Source organism: Bianquea renquensis (assembly GCF_014384895.1).
In the GTDB taxonomy this organism is placed as follows: Bacteria; Bacillota; Clostridia; order Lachnospirales; family Bianqueaceae; genus Bianquea; species Bianquea renquensis.
This window is the reverse complement of sequence record NZ_JACRSQ010000004.1, coordinates 102,988-117,221: the sequence shown is the minus strand read 5'-3', so window position 1 is coordinate 117,221 and position 14,234 is coordinate 102,988. Positions and strand designations below refer to the sequence as shown.

General features: G+C 52.4%; 12 protein-coding genes. 1 reads left to right on the top strand and 11 read right to left on the bottom strand.

Annotated features, from left to right (window positions below; translation table 11 throughout):
* The 4 genes from purN to H8730_RS04385 all read right to left on the bottom strand — a co-directional run bounded on the left by purN (window position 1) and on the right by H8730_RS04385 (window position 3,484).
* On the bottom strand, window positions 1–633 hold the full coding sequence (gene purN / locus H8730_RS04400; protein WP_249289471.1) for a phosphoribosylglycinamide formyltransferase: 633 nt from the start codon (window positions 631–633) through the stop codon (window positions 1–3).
* Window positions 630–1,667: a phosphoribosylformylglycinamidine cyclo-ligase gene (purM, locus tag H8730_RS04395; protein WP_346726553.1), complete on the bottom strand. Its 1,038-nt coding sequence runs from the start codon at window positions 1,665–1,667 to the stop codon at window positions 630–632. Before purM ends, purN begins: the two co-directional genes overlap by 4 nt.
* Before the next feature lie 108 nt (window positions 1,668–1,775).
* Entirely contained in the window at window positions 1,776–2,486 is a 711-nt protein-coding gene (purC, locus tag H8730_RS04390; RefSeq protein ID WP_249289466.1) for a phosphoribosylaminoimidazolesuccinocarboxamide synthase, read from the bottom strand.
* 239 nt (window positions 2,487–2,725) lie between these two features.
* Entirely contained in the window at window positions 2,726–3,484 is a 759-nt protein-coding gene (locus H8730_RS04385; RefSeq protein WP_249289464.1) for a hypothetical protein, read from the bottom strand.
* Between the two features lie 229 nt (window positions 3,485–3,713).
* Between H8730_RS04385 and H8730_RS04380 the strand changes: the two genes are divergently transcribed.
* On the top strand, window positions 3,714–4,154 hold the full coding sequence (locus H8730_RS04380; protein ID WP_249289462.1) for a hypothetical protein: 441 nt from the start codon (window positions 3,714–3,716) through the stop codon (window positions 4,152–4,154).
* Here the strand turns inward: H8730_RS04380 and radA are convergent.
* The 7 genes from radA to uvrA all read right to left on the bottom strand — a co-directional run bounded on the left by radA (window position 4,138) and on the right by uvrA (window position 13,941).
* Entirely contained in the window at window positions 4,138–5,547 is a 1,410-nt protein-coding gene (gene radA, locus H8730_RS04375) for a DNA repair protein RadA (protein WP_249289460.1), read from the bottom strand. The genes H8730_RS04380 and radA overlap by 17 nt on opposite strands.
* A gap of 8 nt (window positions 5,548–5,555) precedes the next feature.
* A complete protein-coding gene (locus H8730_RS04370) occupies window positions 5,556–5,966 on the bottom strand; it encodes an endosialidase (protein WP_249289458.1) in 411 nt (136 codons plus the stop codon).
* A 54-nt stretch (window positions 5,967–6,020) separates the two neighbouring features.
* Window positions 6,021–8,480, bottom strand: a complete 2,460-nt coding sequence (locus tag H8730_RS04365) for an ATP-dependent Clp protease ATP-binding subunit (RefSeq protein ID WP_249289456.1) — start codon at window positions 8,478–8,480, stop codon at window positions 6,021–6,023.
* Between the two features lie 146 nt (window positions 8,481–8,626).
* Entirely contained in the window at window positions 8,627–9,343 is a 717-nt protein-coding gene (sfsA, locus tag H8730_RS04360) for a DNA/RNA nuclease SfsA (RefSeq protein ID WP_249289454.1), read from the bottom strand.
* Window positions 9,336–10,304 (bottom strand): D-2-hydroxyacid dehydrogenase, encoded by a 969-nt coding sequence (locus tag H8730_RS04355; RefSeq protein WP_249289452.1) that lies wholly within the window; start codon window positions 10,302–10,304, stop codon window positions 9,336–9,338. The genes sfsA and H8730_RS04355 overlap by 8 nt, the downstream gene beginning before the upstream one ends.
* On the bottom strand, window positions 10,297–11,073 hold the full coding sequence (gene larB, locus H8730_RS04350) for a nickel pincer cofactor biosynthesis protein LarB (RefSeq protein WP_249289498.1): 777 nt from the start codon (window positions 11,071–11,073) through the stop codon (window positions 10,297–10,299). Before larB ends, H8730_RS04355 begins: the two co-directional genes overlap by 8 nt.
* A 33-nt stretch (window positions 11,074–11,106) precedes the next feature.
* A complete protein-coding gene (gene uvrA, locus H8730_RS04345; RefSeq protein ID WP_249289450.1) occupies window positions 11,107–13,941 on the bottom strand; it encodes an excinuclease ABC subunit UvrA in 2,835 nt (944 codons plus the stop codon).
* Window positions 13,942–14,234: the final 293 nt, after the last annotated feature.

Below are 14,234 nucleotides of genomic sequence, written 5' to 3'. Positions count from 1 at the left end.
CTATTCCTCCTCCAGAATCCGGACTCGTCCATTCTCGATTTTCAGCCGGCCTGCGGCAAAAAGCGCGACCGCTTTTGGAAAGATCACCCATTCCGCCTGCTCCATGACCCTCTTTTGCAGTGTCTCCGGCGTATCATCCTGCGCCACGTCCACCGCTTTCTGCAAAATAATCGGCCCTGTGTCCGTTCCCTCATCGACGAAATGAACCGTAGCTCCCGTGACCTTGACACCCCTCCGAAGGACTTCCTCGTGGACCTTCAATCCGTAAAATCCATCTCCACAGAAAGACGGAATCAGGGAAGGGTGAATGTTCAAGATTCGCCCAGCAAATGCCTCCATCACCGGTTTGCCCAGCACTACAAGAAAACCGGCCAATAGAATGACATCAATGTGGTGATCCAGCAATAGATCCCGAAGTGCCATATGGTACTCTTCTCGGTTCTCGTAGCGAACCGTGGGAAGATAGACGCCCTCAATCCCCGCCAAGCGAGCCCTCTCAAGGGCATACGCCTGCTTTCGATTGCTGATGACAAGGACAAACTCAACGCCGGGAATTTGCCCTGCCTTCTGTGCATCCAGCAGTGCCTGTAGATTGGTTCCGCCGCCGGACACCAAGACCGCCGCTCTCATCATAGAATCACACCCGGCGTTTCATCCGCGGATCCGACGATCTGCCCCATCTCATACGCCTTTTCTCCCGCCGCTTCAATGGCGGCGATAGCCGCAGGCACATCGTCTCTCGCTACAGCCACAACCATTCCAATTCCCATGTTAAAGGTATTGAACATGCCCTTCTCACTTATATCCCCGAGCCGCTGCATCAGAGGGAAAATGGGGAGAATCGGCCAGCTGCCTCTCTCGATCTGCGCGGCTGTGTGAGGGGGAAGCATTCTCGGAATATTCTCGTAGAATCCACCTCCGGTCACATGGCTGATGGCTTTGACCGTCACCGCCTGTTTCAGCGATGCGATGGCCTTGACATAGATTTTCGTCGGCGCCAACAGCGCTTCGCCCAAAGTTTTGCCCAGGTCATCATAGTAAGTCTCGATGGTCTCCTTCGCCTTATCGCCGTTCAGACCAAATAGTTTGCGGACAAGGGAGAAGCCATTGCTGTGCACACCGCTGGATGCGATTCCAACAAGCGCGTCGCCTTCCCGCACATGGGAGCCGTCGATAATGTCGCTCTTGTCCACGATCCCTACGGCAAATCCGGCGATATCATATTCATCCTCCGGGTAGAAACCGGGCATCTCCGCCGTCTCTCCGCCGATGAGGGCCGCTCCACTTTGCACGCAGCCTTCCGCCACACCTTTTACAATGCAGGCAATTTTCTCCGGCGTATTCTTGCCGCAGGCGATATAGTCCAGGAAGAATAAAGGGGTGGCCCCGCTACACACGATATCATTGACGCACATCGCAACTGCGTCGATGCCCACCGTGTCATGCTGATCCATCAAAAACGCAAGCTTTAATTTCGTGCCCACCCCATCGGTTCCAGATACCAGCACTGGTTCCCGCATCTCCATCCCTGCGATGGAGAACAATCCTCCGAATCCACCTAGATCCGTGATAACCCGCTGGTTAAACGTTCTCTTAACATGCTCCTTCATGAGGGATACCGCTTTATAGCCAGCCTCTACGTCAACCCCTGCATTTTTATACTCGATTGCCATGATAACCTCCATTCCGGCTTGTCCATACCTATCTGTCGTCAGCAAAATGTCTTTTACCAGTAAAAAATGCACGATACGCTAGGCGCTTCGTGCGAAAAGGGATCAATGCCCCATAAGACGCTTAAATACTTCCTGATAGGCGTCCTCGACGCCGCCCATGTCTCGGCGGAAACGGTCTTTGTCCAGCTTCTCTCCCGTGCTGGAATCCCAGAACCGGCAGGTGTCAGGAGAGATCTCGTCGGCCAAGATCACAGTGCCATCGGAGGTGCGGCCAAATTCAATCTTGAAATCGATCAGATCAATGTTGAGATCCTTTAAATAGTTGCGCAACACATCGTTGACAGTAAATGCCATTTTTGCAATGTCGGCCAATTCCTGCTCCGTAGCCAAGTCCATAGCGTAAATATGATACTCATTCACCATGGGATCTCCGAGATCGTCATTCTTGTAACAGTACTCTAAGACTGTCCTCTTCATCATCGTTCCTTCCGGAAGGCCCAAGCGCTTGCTAAGGCTGCCGGCCGCCACGTTCCGCACGATAACCTCCAACGGGACGATGGACACTCTGCGCACAGCCGTCTCCCTCTCATTCAGCTCTTCAATGAGATGCGTGGGCACGCCTTTGGTCTCCAAAAGCTTCATCAAGTTGTTGCTCATCTGATTGTTGATGGCGGACTTTCCCTCAATCGTCCCCTTCTTCAGCCCGTTAAACGCTGTCGCATCATCTTTATAGGATACAATCAGAACTTCAGGATCGTCTGTCGTAAATACTTTTTTCGCTTTGCCCTCATAGAGCAATTCTTTCTTTTCCATTCTCCATTCACCCTTTCTGTTATTCCCTTCCCATACCAGTTTATTTTACCTTTTTCGCGTATTCTTGTCAATGCGAATTATCGCCTTTCTAACTTTTTATGAAAATTATTCTCCACTTTTGGGGAAAAAAAGAGGAGGCTACAGCAAAACAGAATTTTATGCCGGCTCCCTGGAATTTCTTTTGACCATAGTGCCATATGCGGTTTAAAATTCTCGTTTTTCCATAGCTCCTCTTCGTTTTAATTGGGAGACGATAGCAGATACCAGATCATCTCTTTCACAGCTTCCACGTTGGTGGCATTCACCACGACTCCCACGTAAATGTCCTGATCGTAAAAAATCTCGCGAATCGTCTCATTGTTGGAGATATTGATCAGATATGGATAGGGGCCGGATACGATCTCCTCATCGGTATCGATATCCGTCGTGACGAGCTCCGCCTCGACGATCCCCGACTCCCTTTCCTCTCCGTCCTCATCCTCGTCAACCTGAACTTGCTGATCCGCCAACTCACGCAATCGAGCCATCTCCTCCTCGGTAAAGACCTCATGGAGCGGTTTGAGATACTCAGACGCCACATCATCCAACCCCGTCTCTCTGTCCGCGATGATCAAATCCAATTCCTTCGCGGACACCATGGCCATGGCTTTCATGACTGTGGCATATTCCACCTGTGGGTCGCCGCCGGATGCTGTGGCCAGCGTCGTAATCTGCACCTCCTTATCCTCCGTGCACAGCTCCGGAAACGCCTCATTCAGCGCTTGCTGCACGTCCGGCACCTTATCTGAATCCATGACAGAGGTGTGAAACAGAAGCGTCAAGGAAGATTTTTTGGGGGGATTGATAATATAATGATTCAGTGCCCATGCTAAAATGGCGATGACAGCAATCCCGATCAAAATGTGGTATCGGTAATACATCACAATATGACCGGCTTTTTCTTTAAATGTCATTTTTTTAAACGCTGCTTTTTCTTTTTCTTTTTCATATTTTAACAAAGCCTGACACCGCCTTCTCAAGTTTGGGACAGTTTCTGTGCCTCGCGTCCACTATAATACAGTAGTTTACTGTATACGCCTTCAGATTGCAAGAGATAAAGTTGAAAAAAATTGTAAACAAACCATGAAATTGACAGGATGAGACCCGATGGATTTGACAAACTAGACATGTATCCGACTGTGCAGGTCGATACATTGGATCGTTTTCTTAACGTAGAAAGGAGGTACCATGATGCGATACACCTTCAAAGCATTTTTTCAGGATCCTGATGAGGCCGACTTAGCGTATGGCCGCCTGAGGGAGCGCGGCCTTGTGGAGGATGTTCAAATTCAATCCCGCCCGACTGAAAAAAATGAGCGGCACACTCTGGACCTGTATGGGCAGGCGTCTGCCACTACAGCCGCCGCGGCGCTATCCTCCTCCATGCTGCTGCCCATCGGTCTCGGATATGGATGGGACCCCGCCATGACGAGTGCCGCTTCTTCCTATTCTGTGCCGCCTGCCGCCATCTCTGCCCTTGCAGATAGTCTCGGCGATTGGCGGGATGAAGATCAGGGACAAAGCGTCACTCTATACGGCCACTGCCAAGAACAGCATTTGGCGGGCCTCAACGAATGCGTAAGACGGCACGGCGCAACCCGCCTGCTGACCTCTAAAACGACCTTTTAAGATCGCCAAATATCTTCTGAATTACACTTGAAAGGGTTTTTAGCTGGAACACCTCTAAATTGGGAAACTTTGCAACCGATTCTTTGCGGAGAGACCCGTAGGGAAGAAAAACCCGCCGAAATCCCATCCGATCTAACTCTCGAAGGCGTATTTCCAATGATGGGACCCGCTTTAGCTCGCCGGTCAATCCCACATCTCCAATGAGAGCCGTATCGGATGGGATTCCCTTTTTTGTTACGGAGGAAACGAGAGAGGCGATCAAGGCCAGATTGACGGACGGCTGTGAAAGCTTCAGCCCGCCTGTCGTCTTGACAACCACATTTTTATCATACAGAGGAATTCCCCCTCTCTGTTCCAGAATGGAGATCAGCGTGTTGAGCTGGTCTTTTTTCATACAGTCGGAGATGCGGGAGGGGTACGGTGTAAAGCTCTGGGACACAAGGGTTTCAATCTCTGCGATCATGGGCCGAGTTCCTTCCCGGACTACGGTTATGGCGCTGCCGGACACTTCTTGTCCTGGGTCGCGGCGGGTCATAAAATATTCAGAGGGATTATCGATGGGAACCAGCCCTTTTTCTTCCATGGTAAAAAACCCCATCTCCCCTGTACTTCCAAATCGATTTTTTGTCGCCGCTAAGACGCGCAGATCTTCCCCCTGCTCTGCCTCCATATAGAGGACAGTATCGACCATATGTTCCAGGGCTCTGACACCCGCAAGCTCATCCTCCTTGGTCAACTGTCCCGCCATGAGAACCGCCCTCGGAGCTTCTGGATTCTTTGCCGCTTGCAGCAGACAGTTGGTACATTCGATGGTCTGTGTGGGGGACCCTGGGCGCGAAGGATAGTCTTCCAGCGCGAAGGTCTGAATGCTGTCCGCAATCACCAATTGCGGATTCACGGAATAGATGGCGCCCAAAACTTCATTCATACTGGCTGTGGACTGCACCCAGATCTGCTCATGGATTTTCTCCAGAATGCGCCCCGCCCTTCTTCGAATCTGACTTTCACTTTCTTCCCCGGATACATAAAGCACTCGGAGTCCCTGAGCCGCCACATCCTGCGCCACTTGCAAGAGCAACGTGGATTTCCCCGCGCCTGGCTTGGCCGCCAGAATTGTGATAGAGTCCTTTACGATTCCACCGCCCATCACCCGATCAAATTCTCCAATTCCTGTCACAATCCGGCTGTTGGTGTCCACCGGCACTTCTCCCAGTCTTTTGATGCTGTCCGACGGCTTGATGGATTTTAAGGGACTCGTCAAAGCAGCGGCGCCTGCTGGCGCCGCTGCGATCTCCAACGTATTCCACTCCTTGCACTGAGGACACTGTCCCATCCATTTGCCGCTCTCAAATCCACAGCTCGTACAGAGATACGTCTCTTTTTTCTTTGCCATCGGCTTCCTCAGATCTTTTCAATCCGAATCTGAATCGACTGTTCAATCGCTTCTGTGCTGAAGGTGACTTTCCCCGCCAAGTTAGCCTTCACCTTGTCCACCTCTTCATCGTCCATGAAGATCTTGTACTCCCTATCGCTCTCCAGCTCCAGCGTGACTGTCGTGTCCCGATACGTTTCCAGGGAAAACGTTACCCTGTACCCGTCATTGGCAAAATGATGGACGGTGCAGCCAGGAATCGACTCCAGCAACAGACTCCCGTTTTTTTCGACTCTGGTGATCTCGCGGTACGTCTTGATGTAATATAGATCACCATCGACTTCGAAATCCGCTAGCTTTTGTTTCGACGCAGCCTCGTAATTGCCAAAACTGATGGTACCGTCCTGCTCCTGACGGATTAACTCCGTGATTACCGACATATCTATACCCTCCTGATTTTACACCTGCGATTCCATCGCGCAGGCTCTTTTTGTTTACTCTGATACAACCGCGCTGTTGAAAACGAGCGCGCCATTTTGCAGGTCAATCCGGACGGAGTCCCCCTCCCGGATCTCTCCTGCCAAGATCTTCTCGGCCAGGGCGTCTTCCACCTGATTTTGCAGTGCTCTCCTTAAAGGCCTAGCCCCGAATACGGCGTCAAATCCCTCTTTCGCCAGAAAAGCAGCCGCTTCCGATGTCAGCTCAATCTGAATGCCCGCGTTCTGCTGCACTCGCGCTGCCAGCTGTTTGAACATAATCCCTACGATATCCCGAATATTCTCCTGGGTCAGCTGATGGAAGACGATGATCTCATCAATTCGATTGAGAAACTCCGGCCGGAACAGTTTCTTAACCTCATCCATCACATTCTTCTTCATATCCGCGTAATCTTTTTTCGCATCCTCACCGGAGGTGAAACCCAGTTTCTTAGGGGACACGATATTGCGCGCTCCCACATTGGACGTCATGATGATGACTGTATTTTTGAAATCAATCCGGCGGCCCTGGGAATCTGTGATATGCCCATCGTCCAGCACTTGCAATAGGATATTGAAGACATCGGGGTGTGCTTTTTCAATCTCATCAAACAGGAGGACGGAATACGGCTTGCGCCGGATTTTCTCGCTGAGCTGTCCTCCCTCCTCATACCCGACATAGCCCGGAGGTGATCCGATCAGCTTGGAGACCGTGTGTTTCTCCATGTATTCGGACATGTCCACTCGGATCAGAGCATTGTCATCGCCGAACAGCGCTTCAGACAGTGCTTTGGACAGCTCCGTCTTGCCAACGCCGGTGGGGCCGAGGAAAAGAAAGGAACCGATGGGGCGTTTCGGGTCTTTCAGCCCAACACGTCCTCGCCGTATAGCCTTCGCAATGGCGCTGACCGCCTCCTCCTGCCCGATGACGCGCTGGTGAAGGGTTTCCTCCAGGTGTCGAAGCCGCTCGCTCTCTTCCTGTGCCAACCGCTTCACCGGGATGCCAGTCCAACTGGACACAATATCCGCAATCTCCTGTTCATCGACGATATCCTCAGCCTTATTGTTCTCTCTTTGCCAGACCAACTTCGCCTTCTCCAGCTCATCGCTCAGCTCTTTCTCTTTCTTTTTGATGTCACAGGCGCGCTCGAAGTCCTCCACCGAAACGGCCGCTTCCTTCTCCTTTGCCAGCTCTTCCAGCCGCTCTTCCATGGTCTTGATGGCCGGAGGCGCTGTAAAGACACGGAGACGCACTTTCGAGCTCGCCTCATCGATGAGGTCGATGGCTTTATCCGGCAGATACCGGTCGGTGATGTACCGGGCAGAAAGCTTCACCGCCGCCTCTATCGCTTCGTCCGTGATACGGACGCTGTGATGGGCTTCATATTTATCCTTTAACCCCTGAAGGATTGAGATCGCCTCTTCCTCCGTGGGCTCCTGAATCGTGACCGGCTGAAATCTGCGCTCCAGCGCCGCATCCTTCTCAATGTGCTTGCGGTACTCATCCAGCGTCGTAGCGCCTATGAGCTGAATCTCGCCTCTCGACAGCGCTGGCTTGAGAATGTTTGACGCATCCATCGCGCCCTCGGCGGCGCCGGCGCCGATGATGGTGTGAAGCTCATCGATGAACAGGATCACATCGCCAGCCGTGCGAATCTCTTCCATGGCCTTCTTCAAGCGCTCTTCAAACTCTCCGCGGTACTTTGATCCCGCGATCATAGACGCCATGTCCAGATTCACGACCCGCTTGTTCTTAATGCTTTCCGGCACGTTCCCGGCTACTATCTTCTGTGCCAGTCCTTCCGCAACCGCAGTCTTGCCGACACCCGGCTCTCCCACGAGACAGGGGTTATTCTTCGTCCGACGGCTCAGTATCTGGATGACCCGCTGAATCTCATTCTCCCGCCCGATGATCGGGTCAAACTTTGTCTCCCTCGCCAGCTGGGTAAAATCCCGGCTGAATTTATCCAAGGTGGGCGTATTGCTGGACGGCTTCACCGCCCCCGCTTGTTTCGCCTTTCCTCCGTCTTCCATGGTGGCCGCTGTTCCGCCCTGCAATCCCTGCAATATCTTCTGATACAGCGCTTGTGGACTTACATTCAGCATTAAAATAAAGCGTACAGCCAAACTCTCCCTCTCTCTCAGCAAGGCAATGAGCAAATGCTCCGTTCCAATAAACACCGTTCCCATTCTGACGGCTTCCTGGGCGCTATTGCTGATAATTCTCTTGCTCCTCGGGGTCCAGTCCGGTTGATCCGTCGTATGGCCGCCCTCCATCTCCAGCTTCTGGATCATCATGGTCACCTGCTCATCGGTGATCCCTTCCTGTTCCAGGACTTTTGCCGCGATCCCGTTGCCCTCGCGAATCAATCCTAATAATATATGCTCTGTTCCAACATAACCGTGTTGGAACTCCCGCGCCGCTTCCGTTGCCAATTCTAACGCTCTCTCCGCTTGGTTCGTAAATCGAGCCATCATATGGCATCCTCCTCTCTTCTTCCGTAGGATTCCTTATTTTAACTCTTCTTATTCGGTGGAATCTGCACAGTCTCTTGTATTGTAACACAGACTGGTCGATTTGTTAAGATGATTTCGATGGATTTTAATGAATAAACTATGAATCTTTATAACGCCACCGGCACAGATTCCCGCAGGCTAATCCGGTCCGGCCCCACCGCACAGTCATAGGCAAGCACTTCCACTCCTTGGCGCTGCGCATTTCGGAGTACCCGCCCAAATTCCGGATCTGTCGAATCGTTGGGGCTGACCGAGAGCATCCCCTCCATCTGGAGACAAAACAAAAGAACTCCCCGGTATCCTTCCCGAACCGCCCGGATCAGTTCTTCCACATGCTTTCGTCCACGCTGTGTCGGAGCATCTGGGAAATAGCAATGTCCATCCATCTCCAGCGTGACACCTTTGACTTCAATAAATCCTTTTGAACCAGCTCCCTCAAAATAGAGATCAAAGCGGGAGTTGCCAAAGGAGACCTCCCGCCGCAGCACGTCCGGCCTGCCGATCTCCTGAATCCGGCCAGCTGTCACAGCAGCCTGCACCACCCGATTGGGGATTTGAGAATCGATGTTGACAAGAAGAGAGCGTCCTCCATGCAATTGCTTCTCCACCGCAATCAGCGAATACGGTGTCTTTCGTCCTTCTGTGGTCGCCTTTTCGAGATAGACGGCAGCGCCTGGCACTAACAGTTCCTTATTGCGCCCTGTATTTTTGACATGGACGGTTATCGGCTGTCCATCCTCCAGACGAACCTTAGCTAAAAATCGATTGGGGCGCTCGATGAAGGTGGCTGGCTCGACGCCATAGTAAACAATTGGCTCATCCATCGACCCGATTGCGCCTTCCCCCCGCAAAATAGCTCTCCATGTTCTGCATGATCTCGCCTGTCATTCGATTCCTCGCCTCAATGCTGGCCCACGCGATATGCGGCGTGATGAGCAGCCGGTCGCTGTCCTGAATCCTCAGAAGGGGATTTTCCGCCTGTATTGGCTCCTGCTCAAGGACATCCAGCCCGGCCGCAGCAATGCGCCTTTCCTCCAAAGCCTTGGCTAGATCCGCCTCCCGCACAATTCCACCTCTCCCCAAATTTAAAAGGATGGCTGTGGGTTTCATTTGACACATCTCCTCATACCGCAGGAAATCTTTCGTCTGCTCAGTGAGCGGCGCATGGATTGAGAGAATATCGCTCTCCCTCAAAAGCGTCTCCTTATCGACTCGGGTATATTCGCCCTCCCCACTGGCATTGAGACCGGTGGTGGAATAATACATCACCTGAGCGCCGAACAGCGCTGCCAGCTGTGCGACACGCCGTCCAATGGCGCCCAGTCCGACGATGCCCCACCGCAGAGCGCTCAACTCGTGAAAAGTTCTGGCGAAATGGGTAAAGATCTCGTCCCCTGTATAGGCACCGGATTTCACATATTCGTCATAGTACCGGCTGTGCTCCAGCAGATAGAAGAGCATGGCGAAGGTGTGCTGTGCTACGCTCTCCGTGGAATACCCTTTAATATTGCATACTGCGATTCCCAGTCGGGCGGCGGCCCGTAAATCGATATTGTTGGTGCCCGTGGCTGTCACACAGATCAGCTCCAACTGCGGAAGTGCACGCATCTCCCTTTCCGCAAACACGACTTTATTGCATATGACCACATTGCATCCCGCCGATCTCTCCAACACTTGCTCCGGCCTGGTAAATGGATAGATGGTGACTTGTCCGAAGCGCTCAAAGCAAGTCAGATCCAAATCGCTGCCCAATGTCTTTGCGTCTAAGAGGACAATTTTATTCATGCTCTCCGTACCCTTTCCGATTGATCCGATTGATATTGTTTGCCAAATACGCGGCGCCAAATCCATTGTCAATATTGACGACACCGATCCCAGCGGCACAGCTGTTCAGCATCGTCAACAGGGCAGAGAGCCCGTGAAAACTGCTGCCGTATCCGACGCTAGTGGGAACCGCAATCAGGGGTTTATCCACCAACCCGCCCAGCACACTCGCCAGCGCCCCTTCCATGCCTGCAACGGCGATAATCACATTTGCCTTTCGAATCTGATCCAAACGGGCGAACAGTCGATGGATTCCTGCAACTCCCACATCGTAGATTCGCTCTACCGAATTGCCCAGAACCTCAGCCGTGACCGCCGCCTCCTCGGCCACAGGGATATCCGCGGATCCGGCGGTCACAACAGCGATCCCCCCCGGAATTTTTTGAATTTCTTTCCGCTTGATGACAGCGATTCGCGCCTTATCGTAGTAAACCGCTTCATCTGTGACGTCCCGAATTGCCTCAAATACATCCCGACCCGCACGGGTGGCCATGATGTTTTCTTCTTTATAATCCAGCATATGCCGGACAATCCCCCGGATATGCTCCAGCGACTTTCCCTCACAATAGATGACCTCCGGGGATCCGGACCGGATGGCCCGGTGGTTGTCAATCTTTGCATACCCCAGGTCTGTGAACGGAAGCGTTTTCATCTGCGAAACTGCCTCCTCGACGCTGACCTCTCCTTCTTTTACCTTTTCCAATAAAGCCGCCAAAGTTTCTTCATTCATCATATTCAGCCTCTCCCTTCATCTTGGCATGGCTTAATACCCGCGTTCCAGAATCGGCTTCAAAAATTGCCCCGTATAGGAGCCCTGCACCTGTGCGATCTCCTCAGGAGTCCCACAGGCGATCACCTGGCCGCCACGGTCTCCGCCTTCCGGCCCCAGATCGATGAGATAATCCGCCGTTTTGATCACATCCAGATTGTGTTCAATCACAAGCACGGTGTTGCCGCCTTCCACCAATTTTTGAAGAATATGGACTAATTTATGGACATCGGCAAAGTGCAACCCCGTCGTCGGTTCGTCCAAAATATAGATCGTCCTGCCGGTGCTGCGCCGGGAAAGTTCTGTCGCCAGCTTAACTCGCTGTGCCTCCCCGCCGGACAGGGTTGTGGACGGCTGTCCCAATTTGATATACGATAATCCAACGTCATAGAGCGTCTGGATCTTTGACTGGATCCTAGGCACGTTTTCAAAAAAACTCAGCGCCTCCTCCACCGTCATATCCAGCACATCGGCGATGGATTTATCCTTGTATTTAACCTCCAAGGTCTCCCGGTTATAGCGTTTGCCGTGACACACCTCGCAGGGGACATACACATCCGGCAAAAAATGCATCTCAATCTTGATGATCCCGTCCCCAGCACACGCCTCGCAGCGCCCTCCTTTGGTGTTAAAGCTAAACCTGCCCTTCTGGTATCCGCGCATTTTGGCTTCCTGGGTCGTCGAAAACAAATCCCGAATCATGTCAAACACGCCGGTGTAGGTGGCAGGATTCGACCGCGGCGTGCGGCCGATGGGGGATTGATCGATATCAATCACCTTATCCAAATGCTCCAACCCTGATATACTGGCGTACCGTCCCGGTTTGACCCTAGCTCGGTTCAGGTCCCTTGCCAGAACCTTATACAGGATTTCATTGACGAACGTGCTCTTCCCTGAGCCGGATACGCCTGTGACACAGGTAAAGACTCCCAGTGGCACTTTGAAATCTGTGCCCTGTAGATTATTTTGCCTGGCCCCCTTAATCTCCAGCCACCGCCCATCCGGCTTGCGGCGCTCCCCTGGAATTTCGATCTTTTTCCTTCCGCTCAGGTAATCCCCCGTAAGGGAATCCGGGCATTTCATAATATCGTCCACCGTGCCCTGGCATACCAGCTTTCCGCCGTGGATGCCGGCTGCCGGACCGATATCCACGATATGATCCGCCGCGAACATCGTCTCTTCATCGTGCTCCACCACAATGAGTGTATTCCCCAGGTCCCGGAGATGCGTCAGCGTCTTGAGCAGCTTCGCGTTGTCCCGCTGGTGAAGTCCGATGCTGGGCTCGTCCAAAATATACAGAACCCCCATCAACCCGGAGCCAATCTGCGTGGCTAACCGAATTCGCTGGGCCTCTCCGCCGGACAATGACCCCGCGGCTCTTGACAGCGTGAGATAATCCAGACCGACATCAAACAAAAAGCCAAGGCGCGCTCGAATCTCTTTTAAAATCTGGTAGGCGATCATCTCTTCCCGCTCTGTCAGCTTGAGCGTATCAAAAAATACTTTCGCATCCCGAATGGACATGCTGGTCACTTCGGAAATATTTTTGTCGTTGATGGTGACAGCCAGTGCCTCCGGTTTGAGCCGTTGCCCATGGCAGACAGGACATTCCGTCTGTGTCATAAAGCTCTCATACTCCGCCTTCATGGACTCGCTGCACTCCTGATACCGGTACTTCATATTGCCCAACAGACCGGCAAAGGGAGTGGAATACTCGCGGGTTCCAAACCGCCCCTCATAGATCATATCCACCCTCTCCGATCCGGTACCGTTCAGGAGGATGTCCATCGCCTCCGGGCTCAACTCCCGGACTGGGACATCCAACCGAAATCCGTATTTTTTGGAGAGGATTCCTAATAGCTTTCCGGCATAACTGTCATCGTGGCCGGCGGAACCCCACCCTGGGGCCACAATGGCCCCCTCCGCCAGAGATAGATCCCTGTTGGGGATGATCAATTCTGGGTCGAACTTCATCTGCATACCCAAGCCTGTACACTCCGGGCAGGCGCCGAAGGGATTGTTGAAGGAAAATAGCCGGGGCTGTAGCTCATCAATGCTGATGCCACAGTCAGGACAGGAGAAACTCTGGCTAAATAGCTTTCGCTCCTCTTGTCCGCCTATATCCACCATGAGCAGTCCATCCGACAGCTTCAAAACCGTCTCGATGGAATCGGTCAATCGCTTCGCGATGCCTTCGCGGACCACGAGACGGTCCACAACGATCTCAATGGAATGCTTTTTATTTTTATCCAGCTCGATAGTCTCATCCAACTGATAGAGACTGCCATCGATATAAACTCGCACGTAGCCTGAGCGTTTTGCCTGCTCCAAAAGCTTGGTGTGCTGCCCTTTTCTTCCTCGAACCACAGGCGCCAACAGCTGGATCCTCGTTCCCTCCGGCAGAGATAGAATCTGATCCACCATCTGATCCACCGATTGCTTCTCGATAACACGGCCGCACTGGGGGCAGTGTGGGATCCCGATTCTCGCGTACAAAAGCCGCAGGTAATCATAAATCTCCGTAACCGTTCCGACAGTGGAGCGTGGATTGCGGGATGTGGTCTTCTGGTCGATGGAGATCGCGGGGGACAAACCGTCGATGGACTCAACATCCGGCTTCTCCATCTGTCCTAAAAATTGTCTGGCGTAGGAGGACAGCGACTCCATGTAGCGCCGCTGTCCTTCTGCAAAGATAGTGTCAAAAGCTAAGGAAGACTTCCCCGAACCGGAAAGTCCAGTCAGCACGACGAACTGATTCCGTGGAATGGTTACATCCAAATCCTTCAGATTGTGTTCCTTCGCTCCCTTAATATGAATATATTCATCCATGACGTATCCTCTACTTATTCTATAGATTTCCATTGCGATATCCAAACAAACGTTCTTCTCGATTATACAGTATTTCTCTTTTTTCGTCAAGAGATGTCAGCGAAAAACTTCACCCCCGACACACGCTGCCCCGTGACATGAGCCAAACATATGTTTTTTAGGGATTGCAATTTTGTACTGTTCAGGATATAATAAGAAAATAAGTTCGCCTGCACCGGGAGGAGGAATCGTGTGGCTATTTGTGCCGGAGCGTCACAGATAGCTCTTCGCCTCGTCGCTAGCGCTCCAGAATG

What these genes read in the sequence shown, in the direction of transcription:
- purN (WP_249289471.1), bottom strand. Translation starts at nt 633, where the DNA reads ATGATGAGAGCGGCGGTCTTGGTGTCCGGCGGCGGAACCAATCTACAG.
- purC (WP_249289466.1), bottom strand. Translation starts at nt 2,486, where the DNA reads ATGGAAAAGAAAGAATTGCTCTATGAGGGCAAAGCGAAAAAAGTATTT.
- H8730_RS04380 (WP_249289462.1), top strand. Translation starts at nt 3,714, where the DNA reads ATGATGCGATACACCTTCAAAGCATTTTTTCAGGATCCTGATGAGGCC.
- radA (WP_249289460.1), bottom strand. Translation starts at nt 5,547, where the DNA reads ATGGCAAAGAAAAAAGAGACGTATCTCTGTACGAGCTGTGGATTTGAG.
- H8730_RS04370 (WP_249289458.1), bottom strand. Translation starts at nt 5,966, where the DNA reads ATGTCGGTAATCACGGAGTTAATCCGTCAGGAGCAGGACGGTACCATC.
- H8730_RS04365 (WP_249289456.1), bottom strand. Translation starts at nt 8,480, where the DNA reads ATGATGGCTCGATTTACGAACCAAGCGGAGAGAGCGTTAGAATTGGCA.
- sfsA (WP_249289454.1), bottom strand. Translation starts at nt 9,343, where the DNA reads ATGGATGAGCCAATTGTTTACTATGGCGTCGAGCCAGCCACCTTCATC.
- H8730_RS04355 (WP_249289452.1), bottom strand. Translation starts at nt 10,304, where the DNA reads ATGAATAAAATTGTCCTCTTAGACGCAAAGACATTGGGCAGCGATTTG.
- larB (WP_249289498.1), bottom strand. Translation starts at nt 11,073, where the DNA reads ATGAATGAAGAAACTTTGGCGGCTTTATTGGAAAAGGTAAAAGAAGGA.
- uvrA (WP_249289450.1), bottom strand. Translation starts at nt 13,941, where the DNA reads ATGGATGAATATATTCATATTAAGGGAGCGAAGGAACACAATCTGAAG.